General features: G+C 42.9%; 21 protein-coding genes and 1 tRNA gene. 12 read left to right on the plus strand and 10 right to left on the minus strand.

Features of this window, described 5'->3' with window-relative positions; all coding sequences use genetic code 11:
* Window positions 1-26: 26 nt before the first annotated feature.
* From kaiC to AC5JMF_RS08935, 4 genes are all read right to left on the minus strand, one after another.
* Complete coding sequence (gene kaiC / locus AC5JMF_RS08920; RefSeq protein ID WP_495795349.1) at window positions 27-1,589, minus strand: circadian clock protein KaiC; 1,563 nt, start codon at window positions 1,587-1,589, stop codon at window positions 27-29.
* Window positions 1,590-1,668: 79 nt separating this feature from the next.
* On the minus strand, window positions 1,669-1,986 hold the full coding sequence (kaiB, locus tag AC5JMF_RS08925; RefSeq protein ID WP_495795350.1) for a circadian clock protein KaiB: 318 nt from the start codon (window positions 1,984-1,986) through the stop codon (window positions 1,669-1,671).
* A gap of 107 nt (window positions 1,987-2,093) precedes the next feature.
* Window positions 2,094-2,675: a KaiA family protein gene (locus AC5JMF_RS08930; protein WP_495795351.1), complete on the minus strand. Its 582-nt coding sequence runs from the start codon at window positions 2,673-2,675 to the stop codon at window positions 2,094-2,096.
* A 489-nt stretch (window positions 2,676-3,164) separates the two neighbouring features.
* Window positions 3,165-3,326, minus strand: coding sequence for a hypothetical protein (locus AC5JMF_RS08935; RefSeq protein WP_495795352.1), 162 nt, complete (start codon window positions 3,324-3,326; stop codon window positions 3,165-3,167).
* Window positions 3,327-3,332: 6 nt separating this feature from the next.
* On the opposite strand from AC5JMF_RS08935, the gene AC5JMF_RS08940 reads away from it, so the two are divergent.
* Window positions 3,333-6,695: an ATP-binding protein gene (locus tag AC5JMF_RS08940; RefSeq protein WP_495795353.1), complete on the plus strand. Its 3,363-nt coding sequence runs from the start codon at window positions 3,333-3,335 to the stop codon at window positions 6,693-6,695.
* A gap of 79 nt (window positions 6,696-6,774) precedes the next feature.
* On the opposite strand, the gene AC5JMF_RS08945 is transcribed toward AC5JMF_RS08940, so the two are convergent.
* Both AC5JMF_RS08945 and AC5JMF_RS08950 read right to left on the minus strand, forming a co-directional pair.
* A complete protein-coding gene (locus AC5JMF_RS08945) occupies window positions 6,775-8,787 on the minus strand; it encodes an ArnT family glycosyltransferase (protein ID WP_495795354.1) in 2,013 nt (670 codons plus the stop codon).
* A gap of 250 nt (window positions 8,788-9,037) precedes the next feature.
* On the minus strand, window positions 9,038-9,670 hold the full coding sequence (locus tag AC5JMF_RS08950; RefSeq protein ID WP_495795355.1) for a hypothetical protein: 633 nt from the start codon (window positions 9,668-9,670) through the stop codon (window positions 9,038-9,040).
* 439 nt (window positions 9,671-10,109) lie between these two features.
* On the opposite strand from AC5JMF_RS08950, the gene AC5JMF_RS08955 reads away from it, so the two are divergent.
* Both AC5JMF_RS08955 and AC5JMF_RS08960 read left to right on the plus strand, forming a co-directional pair.
* Window positions 10,110-10,442: a DUF565 domain-containing protein gene (locus tag AC5JMF_RS08955; protein WP_495795356.1), complete on the plus strand. Its 333-nt coding sequence runs from the start codon at window positions 10,110-10,112 to the stop codon at window positions 10,440-10,442.
* A 482-nt stretch (window positions 10,443-10,924) separates the two neighbouring features.
* Window positions 10,925-11,932: a glycerate kinase gene (locus AC5JMF_RS08960; protein WP_495795357.1), complete on the plus strand. Its 1,008-nt coding sequence runs from the start codon at window positions 10,925-10,927 to the stop codon at window positions 11,930-11,932.
* A 25-nt stretch (window positions 11,933-11,957) separates the two neighbouring features.
* Here AC5JMF_RS08960 and AC5JMF_RS08965 read toward each other — a convergent pair whose 3' ends face one another.
* Complete coding sequence (locus tag AC5JMF_RS08965) at window positions 11,958-12,629, minus strand: phosphoribosylanthranilate isomerase (protein ID WP_495795358.1); 672 nt, start codon at window positions 12,627-12,629, stop codon at window positions 11,958-11,960.
* Window positions 12,630-12,738: 109 nt separating this feature from the next.
* On the opposite strand from AC5JMF_RS08965, the gene AC5JMF_RS08970 reads away from it, so the two are divergent.
* From AC5JMF_RS08970 to psbV, 4 genes are all read left to right on the plus strand, one after another.
* Window positions 12,739-13,647 (plus strand): carbohydrate ABC transporter permease, encoded by a 909-nt coding sequence (locus AC5JMF_RS08970; RefSeq protein ID WP_495795359.1) that lies wholly within the window; start codon window positions 12,739-12,741, stop codon window positions 13,645-13,647.
* The gene (locus AC5JMF_RS08975; RefSeq protein ID WP_495795360.1) at window positions 13,644-14,480 is read left to right on the plus strand and encodes a carbohydrate ABC transporter permease; all 837 of its coding nucleotides are present in this window, start codon (window positions 13,644-13,646) and stop codon (window positions 14,478-14,480) included. The genes AC5JMF_RS08970 and AC5JMF_RS08975 overlap by 4 nt, the downstream gene beginning before the upstream one ends.
* A gap of 339 nt (window positions 14,481-14,819) precedes the next feature.
* Entirely contained in the window at window positions 14,820-15,074 is a 255-nt protein-coding gene (locus AC5JMF_RS08980; RefSeq protein WP_495795361.1) for a hypothetical protein, read from the plus strand.
* Between the two features lie 58 nt (window positions 15,075-15,132).
* Window positions 15,133-15,624, plus strand: coding sequence for a photosystem II cytochrome c-550 (gene psbV, locus AC5JMF_RS08985; RefSeq protein WP_495795362.1), 492 nt, complete (start codon window positions 15,133-15,135; stop codon window positions 15,622-15,624).
* On the opposite strand, the gene AC5JMF_RS08990 is transcribed toward psbV, so the two are convergent.
* Window positions 15,621-15,836, minus strand: coding sequence for a hypothetical protein (locus tag AC5JMF_RS08990; RefSeq protein ID WP_495795363.1), 216 nt, complete (start codon window positions 15,834-15,836; stop codon window positions 15,621-15,623). The genes psbV and AC5JMF_RS08990 overlap by 4 nt on opposite strands.
* Before the next feature lie 229 nt (window positions 15,837-16,065).
* On the opposite strand from AC5JMF_RS08990, the gene petE reads away from it, so the two are divergent.
* Together petE and petJ are read left to right on the plus strand one after the other, a co-directional pair.
* Complete coding sequence (gene petE / locus AC5JMF_RS08995) at window positions 16,066-16,485, plus strand: plastocyanin (RefSeq protein WP_495795364.1); 420 nt, start codon at window positions 16,066-16,068, stop codon at window positions 16,483-16,485.
* 610 nt (window positions 16,486-17,095) lie between these two features.
* On the plus strand, window positions 17,096-17,440 hold the full coding sequence (gene petJ, locus AC5JMF_RS09000; RefSeq protein ID WP_495795365.1) for a cytochrome c6 PetJ: 345 nt from the start codon (window positions 17,096-17,098) through the stop codon (window positions 17,438-17,440).
* 99 nt (window positions 17,441-17,539) lie between these two features.
* On the opposite strand, the gene AC5JMF_RS09005 is transcribed toward petJ, so the two are convergent.
* A complete protein-coding gene (locus AC5JMF_RS09005; RefSeq protein WP_495795366.1) occupies window positions 17,540-19,081 on the minus strand; it encodes a hypothetical protein in 1,542 nt (513 codons plus the stop codon).
* Between the two features lie 559 nt (window positions 19,082-19,640).
* Between AC5JMF_RS09005 and AC5JMF_RS09010 the strand changes: the two genes are divergently transcribed.
* Both AC5JMF_RS09010 and AC5JMF_RS09015 read left to right on the plus strand, forming a co-directional pair.
* Window positions 19,641-20,339 carry an esterase/lipase family protein gene (locus AC5JMF_RS09010; protein WP_495795367.1) on the plus strand — a complete coding sequence of 233 codons (699 nt, stop codon included), beginning with the start codon at window positions 19,641-19,643 and terminating at the stop codon, window positions 20,337-20,339.
* A gap of 375 nt (window positions 20,340-20,714) precedes the next feature.
* Window positions 20,715-21,320: a cytochrome b N-terminal domain-containing protein gene (locus AC5JMF_RS09015; RefSeq protein ID WP_495795368.1), complete on the plus strand. Its 606-nt coding sequence runs from the start codon at window positions 20,715-20,717 to the stop codon at window positions 21,318-21,320.
* 224 nt (window positions 21,321-21,544) lie between these two features.
* Here the strand turns inward: AC5JMF_RS09015 and AC5JMF_RS09020 are convergent, their stop codons facing one another.
* Window positions 21,545-23,464 carry a cation:proton antiporter gene (locus AC5JMF_RS09020; protein WP_495795369.1) on the minus strand — a complete coding sequence of 640 codons (1,920 nt, stop codon included), beginning with the start codon at window positions 23,462-23,464 and terminating at the stop codon, window positions 21,545-21,547.
* A 215-nt stretch (window positions 23,465-23,679) separates the two neighbouring features.
* Between AC5JMF_RS09020 and AC5JMF_RS09025 the strand changes: the two genes are divergently transcribed.
* Window positions 23,680-23,752, plus strand: a tRNA-Glu gene (locus AC5JMF_RS09025).
* The last annotated feature ends 49 nt before the right edge of the window (window positions 23,753-23,801 follow it).

Below are 23,801 nucleotides of genomic sequence, written 5' to 3' on the forward strand. Positions count from 1 at the left end.
GGAAGGGATATACTACGATACCAAATTTAAGAATCGGAACTCTGTTTATCTTCAAAACGTCTTACTATGCGAGAAAGTTCCGCCTTTTCATCAATACTAACGCGGGTCGGGGCACCACTAACAATCCGTTCGTAGTTACGGAAAGAATCTTTAATTTCTGGGCCATCGGCGGTGATATTGTACTCGCGGATACCTTTATCATGCCAAGAACCCCTCATTTTAAAAACGTTAATTGCCCGCGACATTTCGCCACGAATTTCTACATACTGTAACATCAAAATCGTGTCGGTGATCGTGGAAATATGAGAGTCAGTAATCGAATGTGACCCCATAAATTGGTCGGTTGTGTTAGTAAAAAAACCAGTAATTTCTTCTTGCTTAGCATAACCTGTAACACCGATAACAAACTGTCTAAATGCGTTATTGCTAACTCCTCTAGCTAATGCTGATAAGGAGTCAATTGCTATCCGAGCTGGTTTAAAAACAGCAATCTCTGATTTAATGATTTGCAGGTGATCTTCTAAACCAGTAGATTCAGGATAGGTACAAATTATTTTGAGTAAACCTTGACGTTCTAGTTCTTCAAAATCGATTCCCCAAGAGTAGGCATTACGAGATAATTGGGCACGGGATTCTTCATAAGCAAATAATATTGACCTCTCACCATGAATGCAGCCATCTTGGAGAAACTTACTCACCAGCAGCGTTTTACCAGTGCCGGTAGCTCCCGTGGCTAAAATAATTGAATCTTTGAAGAAACCACCACCGCACATCTCATCTAGGGTTTTGACTCCTGAAGACACCCGGACATTAGAAGAACGTTGAGTCAAGCGCATTGCTCCCAATGGGAAGATGTTGACGCCTTCATTGGTAATTGTGAAAGGATACTCGCCTTTCATGTGCGTTGTCCCACGCAATTTGAGAATTTCCGCCGTGCGGCGGCGGCGTTCTCCTTCTAAAACGTTGCGAACAATTACCACGTTATCCGAAACAAATTCCTCAACTCCAAAGGAGGCAACGGGGCCATATTCTTCGCTGCGTTCGGTGGTGATGATGGTAGTGACACTGAGTTGTTTGAGCCGTGCTACCAGGCGAAAAATTTCGCGCCGCACTACTCCCATTGCTTCATACTGCTGGAATACTGCGGTGATTGAGTCAATTGAAACTCGTTTAGCTTTGTATTTGCGGATGGCGTATTGCAAACGCTCAATGAGCGCAGACAAATCAAAATTTCCAACTATATCTTGACCTTCAGGATCAGGGGAGGCATCAAGAATAAATAATTTGCCTTCATCGATGAGACGTTGCAAACTCCACCCAAAGATATAAGCATTTTTGATAATATCACTAGGGGATTCTTCAAAAGTAACAAATACCCCAGCTTCATCAAAATAGGTAATACCATTGTAGAGAAATTGCAGAGATAAGAGAGTTTTGCCTGTTCCAGAGGTTCCACTAACCAAGGTAGTTCTACCAACAGGTAAACCACCATGACTGATATCGTCAAAACCCTCTATCATCGTGCGAATCTTTTCTACACCTCCAATTAACGGTGCTTTGTTTAGCTCTGTTTGCTCGTTTTCACTCATTGGTTCATCATCAATGGGTATGAAACCCGGTTTTTCTATATACTAATAGTTTGTCTGGAATTTTTTATGATTAAATAGTTTACTCTGAAAAATAATCTTCTTCGGTCAATTCTTCGTAAAGTAAGTCTAATCCAATTAATACTCTTTCCCTATCTGAAAGATCACCAATGATTTTACGAACAGGTGGAGGTAAAATTTTAGAGAGAGTTGGGGTGGCTAATATTTTGTCCTCTTCTGCTAGTTGTGGGTTTTTGAGAACATCGATCACTTTTAAGGCGTAAACACCCTGAAACTCCTGTTCTAAGATGTTTTTGAGCATTTTTAAGGCCCGCACTGAGTTAGGCGTGTTCCCTGCTACATAAAGCTTGAGGACGTAGGTTTTTCTGGCTTTATTCATAATAGGTACAGGCTAGGCATAACAAGAGAAACACAGGACGCGATCGCCCCAAGGCCAGCAATGTCACAGTGGTAGTTCGTGATCATCTCAACACAGATAAATTCCATTTATTTAGAAATTGAACATCTGTAAACTTCGCACAAGTTAGCTAAGACATCTATCAGCGTTAAACGATAATCAAGTAATGTTTCATCACTCCTTCCTTCTAGTTTTAGCTGTTTGGAAAATTCGTCGATTAGTTCCATGTGAATTTCAATAATTTGGGGCACAGGAATATTAGCATAAAATATGGCATTGATAAATTTATCAATTTTTTCTTTCAGCTTTTTGTCTGTGGTAAAGTAATTTATAAGAATTTGACTGTAATCTGATTTGATCTGCTGCAACAATTGTTGCTTATCTTCAAGACTCATTTGCTGAAAAAGCTCTTGGTTTTTTGGCTTGTAACACGCCAATACATAGCAATATTTGTCTAGAATTTGTTTGTACGAGTTTAGTTGTGCCAGCTGCGGTAAGTATATGCCTTGAGCAGGCATAGCTGCATCCAAAGACAAGTAAGGCGATCGCCAAGTAAAAGTATCAATAAATTTATCCAGCCAGCGCATTAAACTTTGTTGCTTGGCAGGGTCAAATAAATTGGTTAAGATTTTTTTAACATCAGATTCTACAATCAATATAGGTAATATCATTTATCGTTTGTATATCTCATCGATTATTGCTCTAATCAAGAGGTTGTGGTGGCTTAAGAACAAACGCATTCAGGAGCGACTGAAGTGCTGGTAAACTTATAAGTTCACTTGAAAAAGTGCGTCATGTCAACTGATATTGCTGTCTACTCAACAACTGGATGCAGCGACTGAGTGGTAATACTTAGTAGGTCGTTGATGAGGTATTTGGCTTGAAGGTTACGTTAGTTAACCTATGATTAACATATGTATATCTATCTCAATATAGATTTTCTCGTTTTACTCCTTGATAAGATACTTAAACGAACTTAAAGGATTGTCGCATTGTAAATCATTATAATTCCTCAAGGTTCTAAAGCGAATCTTTGGGGCCATAATTGTTTTAGCTGTCACTATCGATGAAGAGTTTCAATACCAGTAGGACATCGGTGAGGCTAGCCACTAAAATGATGAACGGCGAATAAAATATCACCGTGAATTAATCGGATACAATCAAGTATCCACAAAGGCAAAGCCCATGGTTTGTTGATGGTGTTGAAGATATAACCAAAATCTATATGCATCTTCCTGGAGGATTACGATCGCTGGCAAGAAGACCATCGGCAGTTGACAGATGGTGATGCCAAAGATCTCTACAGGAAGAATAACCCCCAAAGCCTTATGTCAATGCTACAGTACCCGCTTTATGACTTCATAGCAACCGTACCTAGCTGCGTAGAAACAAGTACTCTGGCAGTAGTGCTAGAGATTTTTGCCAAAGAGCAGTGCGATCGCTTGGTCGTGGTGAATCTACATCAATGCCCAGTAGGGTTGCTGTATTCTGCCCGTTTAATACAAAAACTATTAGCAGATGGTGATGAGCAATTTTTAAATCTACAACAGCAAATCTCTACCTTCGCTCAAACTTTAATTGAGCCTATACAGACTATACCAGCGACCGAGCGCCTAGAACAATTGAGTTTGTGGTGGCGTTACCAACAAAACCCAAAAAACCAAAACTTAGATTGGGCGTTGATTGACTCTGATGGCAAATTTTTAGGGCTAGTAGATAATTCACGCCTATTACAAATTTTGACTCAGGAGCGGATGGCGATCAACTCACTATCCTCCCTCAGAGCCACCTCTAGGAAGTCTTTTCCTGGAAAGCTTTTAGAATACGAGCCTGATATCACTACTCACTCGCATCTGCGAACAAAAAATGAACACAAACCACTAATACAGTTACTTGAAAGACTGCCTTGGCCTTTAATGCTACAAACAGGTACTGGTGAAGTCGTAGCGCACAATTCAGCTTGGTGGCAACAGCTAGGAGTATTGAAAGATCCAGAAGGAGTTAGGCAACAAGTAGAGACAATACTAACTCCAATTCGCGCCAAAAACTCCGAATACGCTAGCCAACAAGCGCTCAAAGTTTACCCCAATGGCAGAGAAAACGATGGTGGCAGTGATGAGCAGCTAACATCTAGCAAACGTCACCCTGACAATAGTTTGTCACTCACAAGTGAAGCAATTAACAAGCTGCAAGAGCAGTCAGCATCCCCAGAAGCAGCTAGCCGATGCTTCTGGGATAATCAACTAGGTACTTGCACTTGCGTTGTGCAGGTGCAAAACGGTCAAGAGCGAATCTGGCAGTTTGCCAAAATTCCTTTGGATAGTCCGGAATTCAGATTCATGAGTTCTGAATCCCAGATGTTACTCCAGCCATATTCACCAGGGAGTTATAAGTCAGCAGAACCCAGTAATTTAGCGGTTGCTTCAGATTCAGAACTTAGAGTTGACTTATGGTTGGTGTTAGCCACAGATGTGACTGAACAGCAACAGTTATGCAAAGAGTTAGCAGCTAAGAATGCTGATCTGATTCAACTAAATCGGTTAAAGGATGAGTTTTTAGCTTGTATTAGCCATGAACTGAAAACTCCCCTAACCGCTGTATTAGGATTATCGCGATTGCTCGTAGATCGGCAGTTAGGAGAACTCAACGAGCGTCAAGCTCGTTATGCAGGGTTAATTCATCAAAGCGGGCGTCATTTAATGAGCGTAGTCAATGACATTTTGGATTTGACTCGCATGGAGACGGGACAGATGGAATTGACCTTGACTCCAGTGACAATTCGGGCAGTGTGCGATCGCGCCCTTTCAGAAACCAAAGCTATCCAAAGCCAAAGCAGCAAAGCCAACACCCCCCAGCCCCAACCCCCACGCGCCTCTGCTCCTCAATTCACCCTCTCGATTGAATCCGGTTTAGACCAAATTGTGGCGGATGAATTACGCTTGCGTCAGATGCTCGTCCACCTGCTTTCCAATGCTTTTAAGTTTACTGAGGTATCTGGTGAAATCGGGCTAAGGGTGAGCCGCTGGGAAGGATGGGTTGCCTTTACTGTCTGGGACACAGGAATTGGTATTCCCGAACATCAACAACATTTAATCTTTCAAAAATTCCAACAACTAGAAAATCCCCTGACTCGCCAATTTGAAGGTACAGGTTTGGGTCTAGTGTTAACCAGGGCCTTGGCTCGTCTCCACGGTGGAGATGTCAGCTTCCTATCTCGTGAAGGCAAAGGCAGCCAATTTACACTGCTTCTACCGCCCAGTCCCCCAAAAACAGGCTACTGTGAGCTAGAAGCCACAAATACACAAGAGCAAAATTCCCTACCAGCGCCGTGCATCAATACATCTGCACAACACCAACCTACATCCTCGCAACGTTTAGTCTTAGTAGTCGAGGCAGTAGCCCGATATATTGAAGATTTAACCGAGCAACTCAAAGGTTTAGGTTATCGTGTAGTCATTGCGCGATCGGGAACAGAAGCAGTAGAAAAAGCTAGACGTTTACAACCGATAGCTGTATTTTTGAATCCACTGCTACCTCTGCTCTCAGGTTGGGATGTATTGACCTTGCTCAAATCTGATAGCGCAACCCGCCATATATCTGTAATTGTGACGGCGACGGCCGCCGAAAAAGAGCAAGCATTTGCTAACCGATCTGATGGTTTTATCAGCTTACCAGTCGAGCATCAGACCTTGGCTCCACTTCTAGAAAAATTATGCGCTGCGCCAGAAGTATCGCTACCTGGATTAGAGAGTAGTGAAGCAAGCACCACTCAGACCCCACTCAGAATTCTCAGGTTAGTAAATCCAGAATTGGAAGTAATTAACCCCCACCTCTCACTGCGAGAACATCGAGTCATTGAAGTAGATGACTTAGATCAAGCAGAGCTTTTAGCGCGAGTATGGCAATTTGATGTAATTTTGCTAGATGTCGATAGTTCTGCGGCCCAAATTTATCTAGAGCAACTGACTCAGCACCCGCGTTTGACAGCCTTACCATTGGTCACTTGCGATGTTGATACCACTTTGATTGCCTCTGGAATACCTGGATTATCTGTGTTTCCTTGCCTGGCACCATTGGGTAAAGATCATAGCAATCAAACCGAGAAGACAGATGCTTTATTATCGGTATTGCAAATTGCCTCCGGTGTCTGTTGTCCCCCCAATATCTTGGTGGTAGATTTGACAACGCTACGAGATTTACCACAAAGAAGACGCAAGCAGACTAAAAGTGAGCAAATAGAAAACAATTGTTCAATCAGTAGTGAAACTGCTGAACGAGGATCTGAGTGGTTTCAAGCTTTAATTCAGTATTTACAAACAGCAGGTTTCAAGGCAGCTATGAGTCGCTGTTGGGCAGAAGTGCTACAACAAATTCGCCACCAAAGCGTTGACTTACTGTTAATTTGTTTAGGAGAGTCAACTATCAATAAAGAGATGCTAAAAGCACTCAAAACGTTGAAAGATGTGCCTTTCAAACTACCACCAATTGTGGTGCTTAACCAGCGATTAAATCACATACAAGCAAATTCTCAGTCTCATGAGAAGCACAAAAAAAGTGGAACTGAATCAGTAGAAACTGTTGTTGAGGCGATCGCTACTCAAATATTACCACGTTCAATATCAATGGAAGACCTACTCAGCCAGATTAATCAAGCTTTAGCTGTCGATGGTCAACACGATCAATGCTCTTAAGCATGAAGAATAGTAAACGCCCCCTAAGCGCCTTCATCCCTCGCCTGAAGTCCGAAAAACGCAACTACGTTGCTGTTTGTCAAGGGTTTTCGGCATTTTCCTTATAAGAAGATATATCCAATTTCTGCTTTTTGGTTTTCTTCAAAGAAACTCTGGTGAGGGTGTAAGCACCTTTAGTGCCTAAATTCTTGTATTCATCTGGCTGTAAATCCATTTGCAAAAACCTTTTCTGTTCAGCCAGAAGCAATAGCGAAGGCGACTTTGAGCTTTTTACCGCTTGATTTTTGATATACTCTACAGTGTCTTTGGAAAATCTTAAGTAATTAACCTGAGTTTGACTGTAGAATGTCACACTAGGTTTTTTGAAGCCAACCATCACCAATTCTTCATTTGGTTGTCTTGCTTGCAATGCGATCGCGGACAATTCTCTTAAGGGTAACTGACGTTCTCGATCCATTAAAAACAATGCAGGTGTCAATACCAGAATCAAAAAAAATACAAACCCTAGCAAATTAATATTGATAATATTTTGCCAACGGCGACTTAGTAACAACCCCGCAACCAAGACAGCACAAACAAGCCAAATTACACCCCCAATTACTGGTAAACCCGACTGTTGAATTAGCTGGCGGAAGTTGGGAACAGCTGGATCGCGTCCTATCAACTGAGTTCCGTGAAATAGTACTACAGACAGAATTGATAAAAAGATCACATTTATCCAGCCAGTCCAGAGGAGTGAGGGGGACGCGGAGATAAAACTGCCTACGTCCCCGCGTCCCCTCGTCCCCGTGTCCCCGTGTCCTTGTGTCCTTGTGTCTTGGATAAGATCGCTCCAGAGTAGGGCTACGAGGATGGCTGCTGCTGGCATTAGGGGCAATACATAGCTAGGGAGTTTGGTGACAGCGACGCTAAAAAAGCCAAATATGCCAGCAAACCAGAACCAGGCAAATAAACCTAATTGCCCAGAACGTTCTTGAGCAAGCCAGTACGATCGCTGCCAAAACTTTAATCTGGCGATCGCAACTGGCAAGTAAACTGAGTATGGTGCAAAACCTAACAGCACTACTAAAAAGTAAAAATACCAAGGCGCTGAGTGAGCATTAACAACACCTGTGAAGCGTTCTAGGTTGTGATAACCAAAAAACGAGTTAATGTAATCCCAGCCATTACGCCAAATAACTAATACATACCAGGGCAGAGCTAAAGCTAAAATAATCGCAATACCTAAGAGAATGTGCATTTCTCGCAACACCTCTGTCACCTTTCCCAGGTACAGTAAAAACGCCGCCATAATTATCACTGGCAACACAATACCCACTGGCCCCTTAGTCAAAATTGCCGCCGCAATCAACACATAACAAGCCAAATACCATTTGTTAGGGAATTGGGAACTTGTACTGAGCAAAAAAGAAGTATTGGGAGTTGGGAATTGGTGTTGGGAAGATGACACACTCAAGTAATTCTCCGCATCCCCGCGTCCCCGCGTCCCCGCATCCCCGCGTCCCCGCGTCCCCGCGTCCCCAGTCCCCGCATACCCTAAAAAGAAGCACAACAAAGCTGAGGCTGTGCATCCAGTAAGTAGCATATCTGATACACCTACTCTTCCCCAAATAATCATTTCGGGATTGAATGCCATTATCGCTGCGGCTATAAAAGCTGTTAAGTAGCGGCGAGTCGAGCGTGAAGTTTCTTCTAGTACATCTTGTTTTGCGAGACACCACTGTACAGTGTAAAAAGCTAAACTAATCACACCCATCGCCGCGATCGCAGATGGTAAACGCACTGCCCACTCATTGACTCCGATCATTGCATAGGCGATCAATTGACACCAGTAAATTAAAGCAGGTTTATCGAAACGAGTCTGTCCATTAAAAAATGGGGTAATCCAATCGCCTGTGATGAACATCTGACGAGAAGCTTCTGCAAACAGTGGTTCTGTTTCATCAATCAAGCCAATATTGCCCAAATTCCACCCAAAAGCTAAAAAGCCAATCAAAATCAACCATAGCACTGCCACAGTCACAGCAAGGGCTGGACGCTTTTCTAGATTGTTGAACCACTGCTCAACAGTGCCCTTAACGCTCAAGTTCATCCTCTTTAAAATCAGTTATCAATTACTTGTACTGAGCAAAGTCGAAGTATCAGTTATCAAAGTTTTGCTGAGTCCTTGCTTTTATCAATGGCTCATTTGAGACACAGGTTTAAATCCCACACCTCAAACTTTGATAATTGTTCACTGATTTAGTAGTCGTTAGTTGTTTAAGTTTTGTTCTTTTCATCAAAACGGTGATGAGTTATGAGCAAATAGCTAAACAATTATACTCAGCACTCATGAACATTCATCATTCACCACTTAACACTAGTTGCCATTCTTGATTTTGAGCATTCCATTTAGGCGATGAAGTTTCCCCAACAACATATGGCCCCCAATAGCGCCGGGAACCATCTTGGGCGAAAGCAACTAAAATATCACCTTTGTCTAAATTTAAATTGCCTTGAGGTAAGGAGAGAATCAGCCCCTTTTCACTACCTTCTTGGGGAGCAAAATCCCAATGTGCTGGCATATCGTATTTATCTTGTTGAGAGGAAGAGCCTTTTGCTAACGACTGTCGTGCTAGCAAGGCTAGCCGTACAGGCTGATTTGTTTGATTACTCATTCGCAAAGTCCCTTGAGCCTTGGTTTTGTCAACCGAGTTATGAGGATGCGTCAAGGCAGAATGAGTATTTTCTCTATTACTGTGTTCTAGCTGTTTAGTTGAGGTCGTTGTTGTAGCTAAATTAGCTGAGATCGCTTTTTGCGGTGAACTAGCTATAGATGAAGTCCCATCCAACTGGGAAGTTTCAGGGGCTGTGTTTGAGGTATCTGGGTTTGTAGACTCGAAGGACACGCTCATTTCTAAGCATCCTACCACTAGTGCAAGCAGTCCCAAGCAAAAAGCTGTAACACTGATGTTACGATACACTGAAGATTTCATGTTGATATTTTTTAGAAATAATAATTTTGTTTAGGTTTGACCAGATAGTAACCTACTATCTTTAAGGGCAATTACATAAAACAGCCCACTGTGTACTTTCCTGAAATTAAGTCAGCAAAGTATCATAAGTATCATAGTGAGTAGAAAATACTTTGAGGTATCAGTTCCCTCAATGTTTAATCACAAAGGGGTAACGATGCCCTCTACCTGACCAAGCCCGCAACGGAAGCGGGTGTAAGGGTGTAAGGGTTAATTGGTCTCAAATCAAGATGAACCCTGGGAACCTAATATATTTACAATATTAACAAACAAGCCTATGCCAAAACCAATATCTTTGAGACATTTTAGGGATGAGGACAGAGGCAGGGGACTGGGGAGATAAAGAAGAAATTTTGTTTGCGTCCCCGCGTCCTCTTGTCCATTCCCCATTCCCTCACTTATGCAAAATACCCGTCTCAACAACCTATTGGATGCGATCGCCACACGCTTAGAGCAATGGTTTTTAAATCCCTGGCGGCGGATATCATTGCTGATCATTAGTTTTTTGTTTGGTTTTTTCCTGGGAAGCGCAGTTTCGACTACAGCAGGTCAACGGGCTGAATTGGATATTGTAGTAGCTGCGTTTTTAGTACTGTTAACAGAAATTACTAGCAGAATATTTTACAGTCAGAGCTTTTTATCTAGGCGATCGCTCTGGGTAGACTCATTAAATCTTCTGAAAGTTGGTTTTATCTATAGTTTGTTTCTCGAAGCCTTTAAGCTGGGGTCGTGAAGGAAAAAGTGACAACTATAGCGCTAACCGCAAGCGGTGTAACGGGAGCATCTAACCTCGCGGATAGAGTTTCCTGCTTCTTAGGACTGGTATTCCAGTATCCTCCACAGGCAGCAACGATATGTCCTTACCGTTGTTTTGAACAAGTAGCTAACTAAATGCTCAATCCTTTATCCGTAAAGTGTTTTACCCAGAAAACGGGGATGACAAGTATCACTCCTTTCTGGAACCCCCTACACTTTGTTTTTAAGGTTCAGTCTGTTGGTTTGGGCTTTTGTTTTCCGGTCTTCGACTCCAACAGTAGACTACTGACTCGATCTCTTTAATTATACCCCGAAATGCTTATCGCTCAAAGGTTTTAGCTTATGAATATTCAACAAAGATTAGTAATTAATAAGGCATCGAACCCTATTAATTACTCTCCTGTCCCCCATCGCCGCCAATCGGAGTACCGATGTGGCGGGAGTACCCCGGAGGTTTAGATGGGGGAGATTGGGGATTGGAAGGAAGCACCAAAAGCAGCGCTAGCAGATGAGTTACGCGCGAAAGCTTTTGGCATCACACGGAAAAATGTCGATGAAGTCATACAAGCGCGATCGCATTTACTTCAGTCAGTGTTACCAGCTTTTAGCCAATTTTGCCAAACTAAGCTCCAGGTGCAACCCCAGAAAATGCAACAGGTGTTGTGGGACTTGTGGCTGCCGTTGGCGATGAAATTAGCATCGCACCGCCAACAGTTGGCAAGACCACTAATTCAAGGGATTTTGGGGGGACAGGGTACAGGTAAAACCACAATGTCTCAGGTTCTGACTTTAATTCTGCAAGAATTGGGATACCGTACCTTAAGTTTGTCTTTGGATGACTTATATAAAACTTATAGCGATCGCTTGGCTTTAAGAGAGCAAGACCCCCGCTTGATTTGGCGCGGCCCACCAGGAACCCATGATATAGACTTAGGTTTAAATTTATTAGATCAGATCCGTCAGTTGCACAGCCCGATTTTAGTCCCTCGCTTTGATAAATCTGCTTATGGCGGTGCTGGCGATCGCACTACTCCAGAAATGATTACAAGTGCAGATATTGTGTTGTTTGAAGGTTGGTTTGTAGGAGTCAAACCCATATCAGATCACGTATTTGAGATGGCACCGCCACCAATTATTACAGAGGAAGATAGAAGATTTGCCCGTGATATAAATTACCGACTTCACGAGTATCTACCGCTATGGGAGCGATTAGACAGCTTAATTGTGTTGTGTCCAATTGATTACCGCTGTTCTTTAGAGTGGCGTAAACAGGCTGAACAGCAGATGATTGCAGCTGGAAAATCAGGAATGAGCAATGCAGAGATAGAGCAGTTTGTCAATTATTTTTGGCGATCGCTGCATCCAGAATTATTCATCAAGCCTTTAGTAGAATCTCCAGATGTTGATTTAGTAATTGAGATTCATCACGATCATAGTTTTGGTGAAATCTACAGCAACTGTAGATAGAAACCGCAGTTGCTCTTCCTACTCCCTAGTTACTATAATTTCTTAATTGCTGAAAAAATTGCTTGAGCTTCTGCTCATCTAATTTGCCGTTGCTGCGAACTCCGCTACACAAATCTAGTCCGAAAGGAGCTACTTGCTTGACGGCGAGAGCGACATTTTCGGGTTTTAATCCTCCTGCCAAGAAAATCGGCACCTCCACATATTCGCGGATTTTAGCGCTGAGATACCAATTATGTAAGCGTCCTGTTCCTCCTAGTTCTTTTACCAATAACGATTGGTTGCCGGAGTCTAGCAAAATGGCATCCACATCAGGTGCCACTTTCATGGCCTCCTCTATAGATGCTTCTGTAGTTACGTGGATAACTTGGACGATAGAGATTCCTGGCAAAGCATCGCGGATATGTTGGTATGTTCCTGATTCTAGGCGATCGCAAATTTGCACAGTATTTGTTCGACAATACTTGAGTTGTTGAATAATTTGTCGAGTATCTTGGCTAGACGTTAGTAAAAACGTGGCTATTGGTGGTGGTACACAAACGGCAATTTGAGCAATTAATTCCTCATTAATGACACCAGGGCCGCTAGGCATAAAAGAAACTAAACCCAAGGCAGATGCACCACATCGAATCGCAGTCCATGCTTCCTCTATGCTGCTAATACAGCAAATTTTAACTCTTGGGATTGCTGTTCTTTCCATTTTTAAGCTTGACTATAACGTAATAAATCACACAACGAGAGCATAAAAATTCCTCTTTCAATTCCCAATTCCCAATTCCCTGAGCGCGGGATTAGTAGGAGGTTCAGTAATGTTGGAAATTAGCAGGCGACGAAGAAACCCCAAATGGAACATCACAGAAGGCCTCGCAGGATATCTATTTATGATGCCGACTATTCTGGTTTTAGGGACTTTTGTGGTGTTCCCCATTCTCTACGCTGTTGTTCTTTCCCTTAACAAAGTACAACTACTTGGTGGTATTCAATATGAGTTTATTGGCTTTCGTAATTTTACGCGACTAGCCGAAGATGAACGGGTTTGGATTGCTTTGAGAAATACGGCAGAATACGTAGCAATTGTTGTGCCAACTCAAACTGTCCTAGCTTTAATTTTGGCAGTAACTCTAAATTCTGGAATTCGCGGTAAAAATTGGTGGCGTATCCTCTACTTTTTGCCAACTGTCACGTCTTCGGCTGTGCTGACACTCATTTTTATGTGGATTTATAACACCGATGGGTTGCTGAATGATTTTCTCGCTGCGGTGGGATTACCAACCTATAACTGGTTGGGAGATCCAGCAGTTGCCCTCAAAGGCATCATGATCATGAACATATGGTCAACAGCCCCATTTTTTATGGTGATTTATTTAGCAGCGTTGCAGGATATTCCTCAATCATTGTATGAAGCGGCTGAACTTGATGGCGCCAATGGGTGGCAGCAGTTTATCTATGTGACAATTCCCCTACTCCAGCCTGTAACGTTCTTTGTTGTGGCAATGGGGGTAATTGGTACTTTTCAACTATTTGACCAGTCTTACATCTTCTCTGGTGGCACTGGCGGGCCAAACAACGCTACCCTGACTGTAGTGCTACTTATCTACCAAGCTGTATTTCGGAATTTGCAGATGGGATATGCCGCTGCGATCGCTTTTTTGTTAGCAGCAGTGATCATTGCTATGACTTTAATTCAGCGACGGCTGTTTGGAGGCGAAAGAATTTGAAAAATATCTCTCGCTTTTTCTGGCTGAAAATCCTCCTGTATTGTGTGCTGACAATCTACGCCCTCATCACCCTGATCCCCTTTCTTTGGGCGCTTTCAGCTTCTTTCAAACCCTTATCAGAAATTGTCAGCGGCAACCCTAATTTTCTACCACAAAACTTTACTTTTGACAACTATAAACAAATCTTTCTCCAAGAACCGCTATTTTGGCGCTGGTTGTTCAACAGTCTAATAATTGCCATCAGCGTTACCATATTAAACTTGCTGCTTAACTCTATGGCAGGTTATGCCTTAGCGAGACTGCGCTTTGTGGGTAAACGCTTTTGGTTCTTCCTCATCTTGGCAGTGTTAGCAGTACCAGCGCAAATCACACTAATTCCCACATTTTTGATTTTAAAAGCGATCGGCTGGCTTAATTCCTACCAGGGCATGATTGTACCCAGCATGGTCAATGCCACCTTCATTTTTATGATGCGGCAGTTTTTTGTAAATTTTCCCAAAGAATTAGAAGAAGCAGCTCAGCTAGATGGTCTAAATACCTTTGGGATTTTTCGGCATATTGTCTTACCTTTGGCAAAACCAGCACTAGCAGCACAAGCTGTTTTTGTATTTATGGGTAGTTGGAATAATTTTTTACTGCCGCTAGTTATCCTATTCGACCCAGAAATGTTTACCCTACCCTTGGGGCTGAACTCCTTCAAAGGTCAATACATCAGCTATTGGAATTATATTATGGCAGCTTCTATGGTATTCACTCTACCAGCTTTAGCTATTTATGCCTTTTTCAATCGCTACTTTATCCAAAACGTCACCTTCACCGGCGGTAAGGGTTAGTGGTTATTGGGAATGGGGAATGAGCAGGGGACACGGAGAAAATTCTCCTTCATCCCCCCGGTTGGTGAGCGAAGTCGAACCACATCCCCCTCATCTCCCCTTTCAAGGGTAGGTTTTTCATATTCAGTCTGAAAAAACCTATTTTTTCGTTCCGAAATCTTTCTCCGCGTCCCCGTGTCCCCGCGTAAGCGCGTCAACCAAAACGCGAAATCTAAAAAACCTACCCATAAGAGCCTCATCCCCCTCATCCCCCACTCCATATTTGGGCAACAAATTGCACTCTTAACATGATATTGGTATTACAGCGACTCAATCTCTATCTGTCAGTTAACAAACATTATGGGTTTTGCAGACCTAGCGATCGCAGAGATAACAACAAACTACAGTATTCCTGTAGAAAAAGTGTTTTCTGTATACGACCAATTGGGAATTGCCAATCAACACCAAAAGACCCGTTTGGTGTTAAGGGATGCAAAGGCAATTATTTGGCAAATATTGTCTGAATATATCCAAAAGGAAACATTGACTCGGTGGTTAATACCAGAGTCACCGAAAAGGCTATCTCAGGCTTTGGCTATAGCCATTAACAATTAGCTGGAGATTGAGTATCGTTTTTTAGCTGTGTTGAGCGTCAAAATTTTTAAGGGGAAACATGTTTAGAAGACTAATTAGCGTTGTTGTGGCTACTACTTTGCTGACTTTCCAACTGTTCGTTGGTGGCGCAACTGCGTTGGAACTGGACAAAGCTACTAGAACAGTGCCATTAAATGATAAAGGTGATACCGTCGTCCTCAGCCTCAAACAAGTAAAAGAAGGCAAACGCCTATTTCAATATGCTTGCGCTCAATGTCATGTTGGTGGCGTTACCAAGACAAACCAGAATGTGGGACTCGAACCAGAAGCGTTAGCACTAGCAACACCAAACCGTAACAACATCGAAGGATTGGTAGACTACATGAAAAATCCTACTACCTATGATGGGGAAGAGGAGATTTCAGAAATACATCCCAGCACCAAGAGTGCCGATATTTTCACAGAAATGCGAAATCTCACTGAGAATGACTTAAAAACGATCGCAGGTCATATCCTTCTACAACCAAAGATTTTAGGTGATAAGTGGGGAGGCGGCAAAATCTATTACTAAATCCCTGGCTGAGTGCTGAACCATTGGGGAGCCAGTCGCGTGCGGAGGCGTCCTCCGTTGAGCGAACTGGCGTAATTGGGAATTGGATATTGGTGACTGGGAATTGGGAAAATTCCTATCACCCAGTCACCAATACCATTTCCTACTTCCATCGTGGAAAGTTTAGCCGCTTTCGTCCTCACAGCAGCACAAAAGGCTCCTGGCTGGGGCACAGAAAAATTTTGATAAGCATAAAAAGTCAGAAAAAATAAAAATGCGTTATGTTAATTTATAAAGTTTTTAGCGATCGCAATTGAGTAATTTTTACTGAATGCACAAGTTTTTCCTATTAATTTTCCCCAATAGTTAAAAAAAAAATTGCATCTACGACATATTGTCATATTTGGTGTTGATTTTATTTAAAATAAAAAAGGAAAAATAAAAGTTTGTTAGGAGACAGCCATGAAATTGATTGCGGCAAGCTGGCGACGCCTTAGTTTAGCTGTGTTGACGATCCTTTTAGTTGTTAGCAGCTTCGCTGTATTTACTCCCAGCGCTGCGGCTGAAACACACCAAATAAAACTGGGTAATGACAAAGGACAACTAGTATTTGAACCTGCCAAGGTGTCAGTGAAACCAGGCGACACAATTGAATGGGTGAACAACAAAGTTCCTCCTCATAATATTGTGTTTGATGCTGCCAAAAACCCAGCTAAGAGCGCTGATTTAGCAAAATCTCTGTCTCATAAGCAATTGTTAATGAATCCTGGTCAAAAGCAAACAACTACCTTCCCAGCAGACGCGCCTGCGGGTGATTACACCTTCTATTGCGAACCCCACCGTGGTGCAGGCATGGTTGGTAAAATCACTGTTGAAGGCTAGAAAACTAAGACCAGATGATTTTCCTTGCTCATAAGCTAAGGTTAGCAAAGAGCAACGTTGATGAGGACGCGGAGAGTCCCCATAACTAAAGCTAGGGGATTCAAGCAAGGAAAACATTTTTTGCCTCTACGACTCGCATTCGGGGGCTTTTGACCAGTGTTCGACCTTGAGAATGGTCGCGCTCCGCGTCTCCCCTTCCCCGCGTCTTTGCGTCTTCTTGGTAACGAGTCCTATTCCAGACCAAATTGTACGCCATAAGCTAAAAAACATCTAAATTACATAATCAAATTAAATAAAACTCTTGTGGGGTGGGCATCTTGCCCGCCCTAATTATGCAAGTTATATGTGGAACAGCTTATGACTATGGAAGGAATATACTCGTTACCGTAAATTACTTCAAAAAGCAATTCCCTCTCCCCTAAACCCTCACACCACTAGTTTTTTAACTTGGCCGAAATCAGTAATTCACTACGCTTATACTCTACGAAACTGGCGCATCATGAGGTAGAGTACTACGGGGGACAACTGTAAATTTAACTAGACTTATAAGGCTTCTAGCCATAAAAGAAAGGTTTTTCAGTTGCTAGAGGCTGTTTGCAAGGAGAAGTTCTTGAGAACATTTTTATTGATATTGCTATTAGCGATCGCTTTGTTCAAAGTAACATTCATTCGTCCAGCCTTAGCTGCTGAAATATCCAACGGGGCAAAAATTTTTAATGCTAACTGCGCCTCTTGCCATATAGGTGGTGGTAATATCCTGATCAATCACAAAACCCTCAAAAAAGAAGCATTATCACAGTACTTAAAAAACTATAATACCGACTCCATTCAGGCAATTATCCATCAAGTACAGAATGGTAAGGGTGCTATGCCTGCTTTTAAAGATAAGTTGAGTGAACAAGAAATTATAGAGGTAGCTACCTACGTTTCTCAACAAGCCGAACAAGGCTGGTAAAAAGTAAAAAGATATTAGTCCTTTGTAATTACAAATGACAAGTAGGGTGCGTTATCGCGCCAGCGTAACACACCCTAAAACCTAGACAAAGAACAGATTTCAATTCGATTTTTGTTGTCTTTTCTCTCTCAATTGGCGCAACTGCTGTACTAATTTTTGGTCAGAATCAGCAGAAAACTTGGGCTGATTTTCATTAACCGTAGGCGTAGATAATGGCTTTGCAGGTGTAACCGTCGGCTGATTGCTTCTAATTTGCAATTCAGTTAAAGGTTGAGGTGTGACTGTTGTTGAAGGTACAGGTTCAGAGCTTCTAATTCGCAGCTTTTCAGATAGAGGTTTGGGAGTGACTGTTGGTGAAGATGCAGGCGGAGTGTTTCTGATTTGCAGTTCAGGCAATGGTTTAGGAGTAAGTGCAGGCTGATTATTTGTTACCCCTGGTGTCGGTAATACAGGCTGAGGATTAGCTGGAAATGGAAGATTTTGCCCTCTAGTAGTTTCAGTAGTGTTAGCCTTGCCACTTTGGAAACTGAGACTAAATGGGTAAGAACTGATTTTCTTATCTCCCTTGGGAGCCTGCTTGAGGAAATATTCTCTGGCCTTGAGTCGCTGTTCTGGAGATACTGACTGGTCTTGAAACTTAATATCCAAGACTTTACCATCAGTATCTACCACTAATACACCCAAGACAGTACCTGCCAGATTGGGTTTATCTGTAGAGATTGTGTCGCGGATGACGGCTTTTTCTTCCGCATTCGGATACTCTTGCTGGACTATTTTTCTTAAGTCTTCGTAAGAGTTTACCTGAGCGATCGCTACTGGCGATATTTTTGTCGGTAACTCAGGTATTTTGGGGATAGTTCCCGGTTGCAATTGCGGTAGGCTTTGCCCTGCTAAGGTTAAATTATCCGTGGACTGTGGCGGTTGTCCAACAGGAGCTACTGGCACCTGATTCTGAGGAAGGTTGTTGGATACCTCATTACCTGGTTGCACACCTTGGGGAGTAGGATTAACCTGTGCGCTTGTCGTGGGAGGTGTAGTTTCAGATATTGTGGGAGACTGAATATTTTGCATATCATCAGGAATTCCCTGAGACTGCAAATCTGGTAATTTATTTACAGGCAGAGGCTTGGATTCATCGTATTTGATGTCACTATCGTTCAAACGAGGCACTGCTGCGGAGAATTTTCCACTTGCCTTAAATCCAGAATTGTCAAATCCTAAATTGCCTCTGGGATTTATCCGCAAAGACTGCTTGGGCGGTAACGAAGAGATGCGATAGTTACCATACGATTGGGGTAGGGGAGGTAGTACTGTCTGACCAGAGGTTGGCGGCAATGGAGGTAATAATGCTTGGGAAGTAGAAGTCCCAGGAGAAAGTTGTCCTGATAGGGGGAGTTGCTGTTGGAAGCTAACCTGAGGCGCGCTGGGAGTTTGTGGCAAACGGCTTTGGTCGGATGGGGTTAATTCTAAAAGTCCGACTGCTTTAGTTGATGCTGCGTCTTTTGGTTTACTAGAGTCTACAGGCATCAGTGGCACAATCAACGCAATAGCACCGTGGATGCCAAGAGATGCTATAGCTGCTATCCCAGTTGGCTGGCTTAAGATTTCTGGTATATTTTTTAGCAGGGAGGCGTAAGACATAGCTGTTATCGTTCACTCGGCTCGGTTGCAGTTGAATAGCGATTGTATCTTTGTTCAGAATATATTGCACTATCTGGTAATAAGTGCATCTTTCCTCAGAAAGAGTTATTTCCTACTTTTTTGGATTAGTTTTCTTAATGACGTGGTTTTACACTTGAAGTTGCGCTTGCTAACAAGATGCCGGATAAATTTTTAATTTTGAGTTTCGCTTTTATGAGTTGCGTAATTAAAACAGAGTGCTTAGTCACGAGGAGTTTGGGCAATTACTCAAGTTTTAAGTATGTACTTAAGTCGCCTATTACTCCACAACTTTCCTGTTAGCTAGGCTGGTGTAATAGATCTAACACTCGATCTTGATTTAAACTACTTCTGATGATATTACCACATCAGCACCCTTGAAAACTGTTTCTAATTTTTCCAATTTAACCTAAATTTGAGTCAGAAACGCCAGTACAGGTATTTGTTTTTTTTACATTTTTTCATTGTTAACCTGTGAGGACATAAGCAAAGTATTCCAAAAGTTACCTCGGAATTTTTTGATCCGGATTCAAAATCTCAAATGCCATTACCAACAGTTATTTTACCGGGATATTTAGAAAGTGCGATCGCTTATCGTCAGCTAGAACAATCTTTACAAAACTTAGGTTTTCCCACAGTCACAGTGCCGCTGCGACGCCGTGATTGGCTACCTACCCTTGGAGGCAGACCAGTTACACCGATTCTTTGGCAACTTGACCGCACGGTAAAGCAGATATTGCAGCAATATGATGCTACTCAAATTAACTTAATTGGTCATTCTGCTGGTGGTTGGATATCCCGTATCTACATAGGAGAAAAGCCTTATTCGTCCCGTAATGAGGTCAAGTCATCTCTGTTGTGGCAGGCTCATCCTCAAGTTGCGACTCTCATCACTTTAGGTACACCCCACATTAGCCAAGAGCGTTGGACGCGGTGGAATTTAGATTTTGTCACCAATAATTATCCTGGAGCTTTTTATCCAAAAGTTCGCTATGTCTGTGTAGCTGGCAAAACTATCTTTGGAGCAAGGCAGCGTGGTAGCTGGTTAGCATATAGTAGCTACCAATTGACCTGCGGCAAAGGTAATACATGGGGAGATGGCATCACACCTATTGAAGCCGCCCATCTAGAAGGTGCAGAAAATCTTGTCATTGAAGGTGTTAGGCATTCTCCCAGAAACCCTGGGATTTGGTACGGTTCACCGGAATCATTGGAAATTTGGGTCAAATATTTGGTTTGAGAATGGGGATTGGGGACTGGGGATTGGGGACTGGGGATTGGGGATTGGGGACTGGGGACTGGGGATTGGGGATTGGGGACTGGGGACTGGGGAATGGGGACTGGGGATTGGGGATTGGGGAATGGGGACTGGGGATTGGGGACTGGGGGCTGGGGAATGGGGAATGGGGAATGGGGAATGGGGAATGGGGAATGGGGAATGGGGACTGGGAGGATCTATATACAACCTTCCCTCTGCTCCCCTGCCTCTGTACTTCTCTGATTTAAAAGTTTGAAATATTTTAGATAAATACAAATAAATACAAAATATCTTAATTTTTATTAGTTAAGATCGTAATAAAAATACACACTCGTTTAATAACAAGAGGGGTAAGTCATGGAAAATACCCGTTTTGATAGGATTTTACGACGATTGGCGACGACATTATCAGTCGTGATTCTGACTCTGTGTTTGATTTATGTATCTACGGGAGTTTTGTTGTCTTTTTATTACGAACCAACAGCTGGCGGTGCTTATGAGTCATTAAAAATGATTAGTACACAAGTGCCTTATGGTTGGTTATTTCTGAGAGCGCATGATGTTGCTGGTAATGCAGTGATTGCGATCGCCTTAGTACAAATTGTTGTCATGTTCTTAGGTCGGCAATATCGTAAAAGTTGGCTAACTGCCTGGATTAGTGGAATTTTGTTTACCTTGAGTGCGATCGCTCTAAATTGGACAGCGATGATCTTAGGGTGGGATCAAGAAGGATACTGGCGTTTTAGCATTGAGCTAGGAAACATCGAAGCCATTCCTTTGATTGGTGGTCAACTACGTGATATTCTCATCGGCGGTGGAGCAATTAGCAGCGTCACCATCCAACATCTTTACTCCATACACAACTATATTATTGCCGTTGCCGCCATCATTCTTGCTGTAGTGCATCTATTAGCTTTACTGTGGCAAGAAAAAGAGATGTATCAAGAGGTGATTAGTCATTGAAATGGGGAGTAGGGAGTAGGGAATAGGGAATGGGGAATTAAGAGGACACGGGGACACGGGGACGGAGGGAGGCGGGGAATGTACATGAAAGTTTCTCCGCGTCACCGCGTCTCCCTCTCTCCGCGTCATCTCTGTTGGGAATGGGAAATTGTCATTCATTATTCTCCGCGTCCCCGCGTCTCCCTCATCCCCCGGTTGGTGAGCGAAGTCGAACCACATCCCCCTCACCCTCCAGGAATTTCACTAGTAGAAAGCTCAGGTAATTTAGCTAGGGGAATTTCTTCAACTTCTGGTAACTTCTCTAAAGCAAGGGGAGTTGATTGGGTAGCACCAGACAAACGTTTTAAAAGATTTGGTCTGGGATCGTGTAAAAGATAGATAATGCGATCGCCAACTTCCCACTCTTGATTTACTGGTATTACTTGTAGACGGTCTTCCCGTTCTACTAGCAGTGGTATTAATATTCCAGTGCGAATCTTTTCTTGAATGCGATCGTATTGAGTAGAAAATTCCGACTCATTGAGCGTGGTTGTCCCTAACTTAACTCGTCCATCATTCAAATATTCATTCCATGTCTTAATGGCTAAGTCTGGGATAAAAGCTTGATTAACTTTCTTACTGACTGAGGTATTCGCTTGCGGATCACGAGGAAAAACTGCCAGTACGCGCGGAGGATTAAACTCTTCAGCCGCGCGTTGAGCTAAAACAAAATTTACCTCACCATTGTTAGTCATAGCCAAAAAAGTGCCCATAGAAGCCAGTCCAGCCTCTTCTAAAACCTCAGCATCTAACGCACTGCTGGCGATAACTCGGAGATTTTGGGCCTCAGCTTGAGCAAGACAATCTGGGTCAGTATCGATCATGACGACATTTTCCCCCCGTTCTTGAAAGAATCGGGCAATCAAAAGACTCAAGGGATTACAACCAGCAATTACCACCCCTGTAGCTTCTTTAGAGGTAATTTGCAAACACTTTGCTACCCAGCCAGCTGTTAATCCTTGGCAAACAACCGTCATGATAATTGTCAGAAAGACTAAAGCTTTAATCGCATCACCACCGTTGATCCCGCGTTGTGTCAGTAAAATCGCAAATAAAGAAGCAACCGAAGCAGAAACAATTCCTCTGGGAGCTACCCAGCTTAAAAATAGTTTTTGTCGCCAATTGAGGTCACTGTTCCAGGTACAACACAAAATGTTTATGGGGCGAACAACAAACATGAGTACCAAAACGGTGAATAAACTACCCCATCCCAAAGCCAACACACTAGCAATAGACAAGTCAGCTGCCAAGAGAATAAATAATACCGACACACTAAGGATTGTCAACTGACCCTTAAAACTCCGCAATAAGCGCTCCTCTGGAACTGACGAATTGGCAAATACCGCTCCTGCAATTACTGTTGTCATCACTCCCGATTCGCTGCGGATCATTTGCGCGAGAGTAAACAGACTCCACAGTATTGCTAACACCAATAAGTTTTTCAACTCGAATGAGAGAAAATTAGCGCGTTTAAAAATCAAGCTCATTAAGTAACCGCCAGCAGCACCAATAGCCCCTCCAATACCCAAGCGCATGAGTAAACCGATAATCGCATTGATAGGATCAGCATCACCGTTCAAAATCGTATCGAGAACAACGAAGGCGAGAATCGCTCCTACTGGGTCAATTAACACTCCTTCCCCTTCTAAAAGCGTTGCCACTTGCCTATCAACGTTGATTTGCTTCAAGAGAGGGCCAACGACAGTAGGGCCTGTCACCACAACTATAGAGGCATAGAGAAAAGCTATATTCCAGGGAAATTCACCTAGCCAGTGAGCTGCCATGCTACCACCCAGCAGTGTGATTAATGTTCCCAGAGTGACGAGCAATTGCAGGCTCACTGAGACCCTGCCTAATTCTCGTAAATCTAAGTTGAGTCCGCCTTCAAACAAAATGATTGCCGTTGCTAAGGCAACAATAACTTCCAGTCCAATGCCAAGCAAATGGGGGTGCAATAGCCCTACACCATCCGAGCCAAGCAAAATGCCCAAAAGTAATAATATGACAATGCTGGGTAAACGGAGGTACGCTGCTAGCACTTGGGCACTAATGCCGGCTAAAACAGCGATCGCCATCTGTAGGGTAATTTCAAAAGATGCTTCCATGTTTTAGATTTTGAGCAATAGATTTCAAAATCTCTTGCAAAAAATTGCACATATCAAATCTACAGGGTACAACATCGCACTCCTTATTTTGTCATTTATCAAGAATTATGCTGACTCTGCCCTTGCTTGGTTTTTAGCCACTACCAATTTTTTTTAGCGGCAACTGTTGACATCAGCAATGAAATTCGTTACCTTATAAAAGGTCTGAGTCTGACGCCCCCATCGTCTAGAGGCCTAGGACACCTCCCTTTCACGGAGGTAACGGGGATTCGAATTCCCCTGGGGGTACTGAAAAAGTGAGTATCTTTTTTCATTTGTTTGTTGAGAGTAACCCTAT

It is taken from the genome of Desmonostoc vinosum, assembly GCF_059505385.1.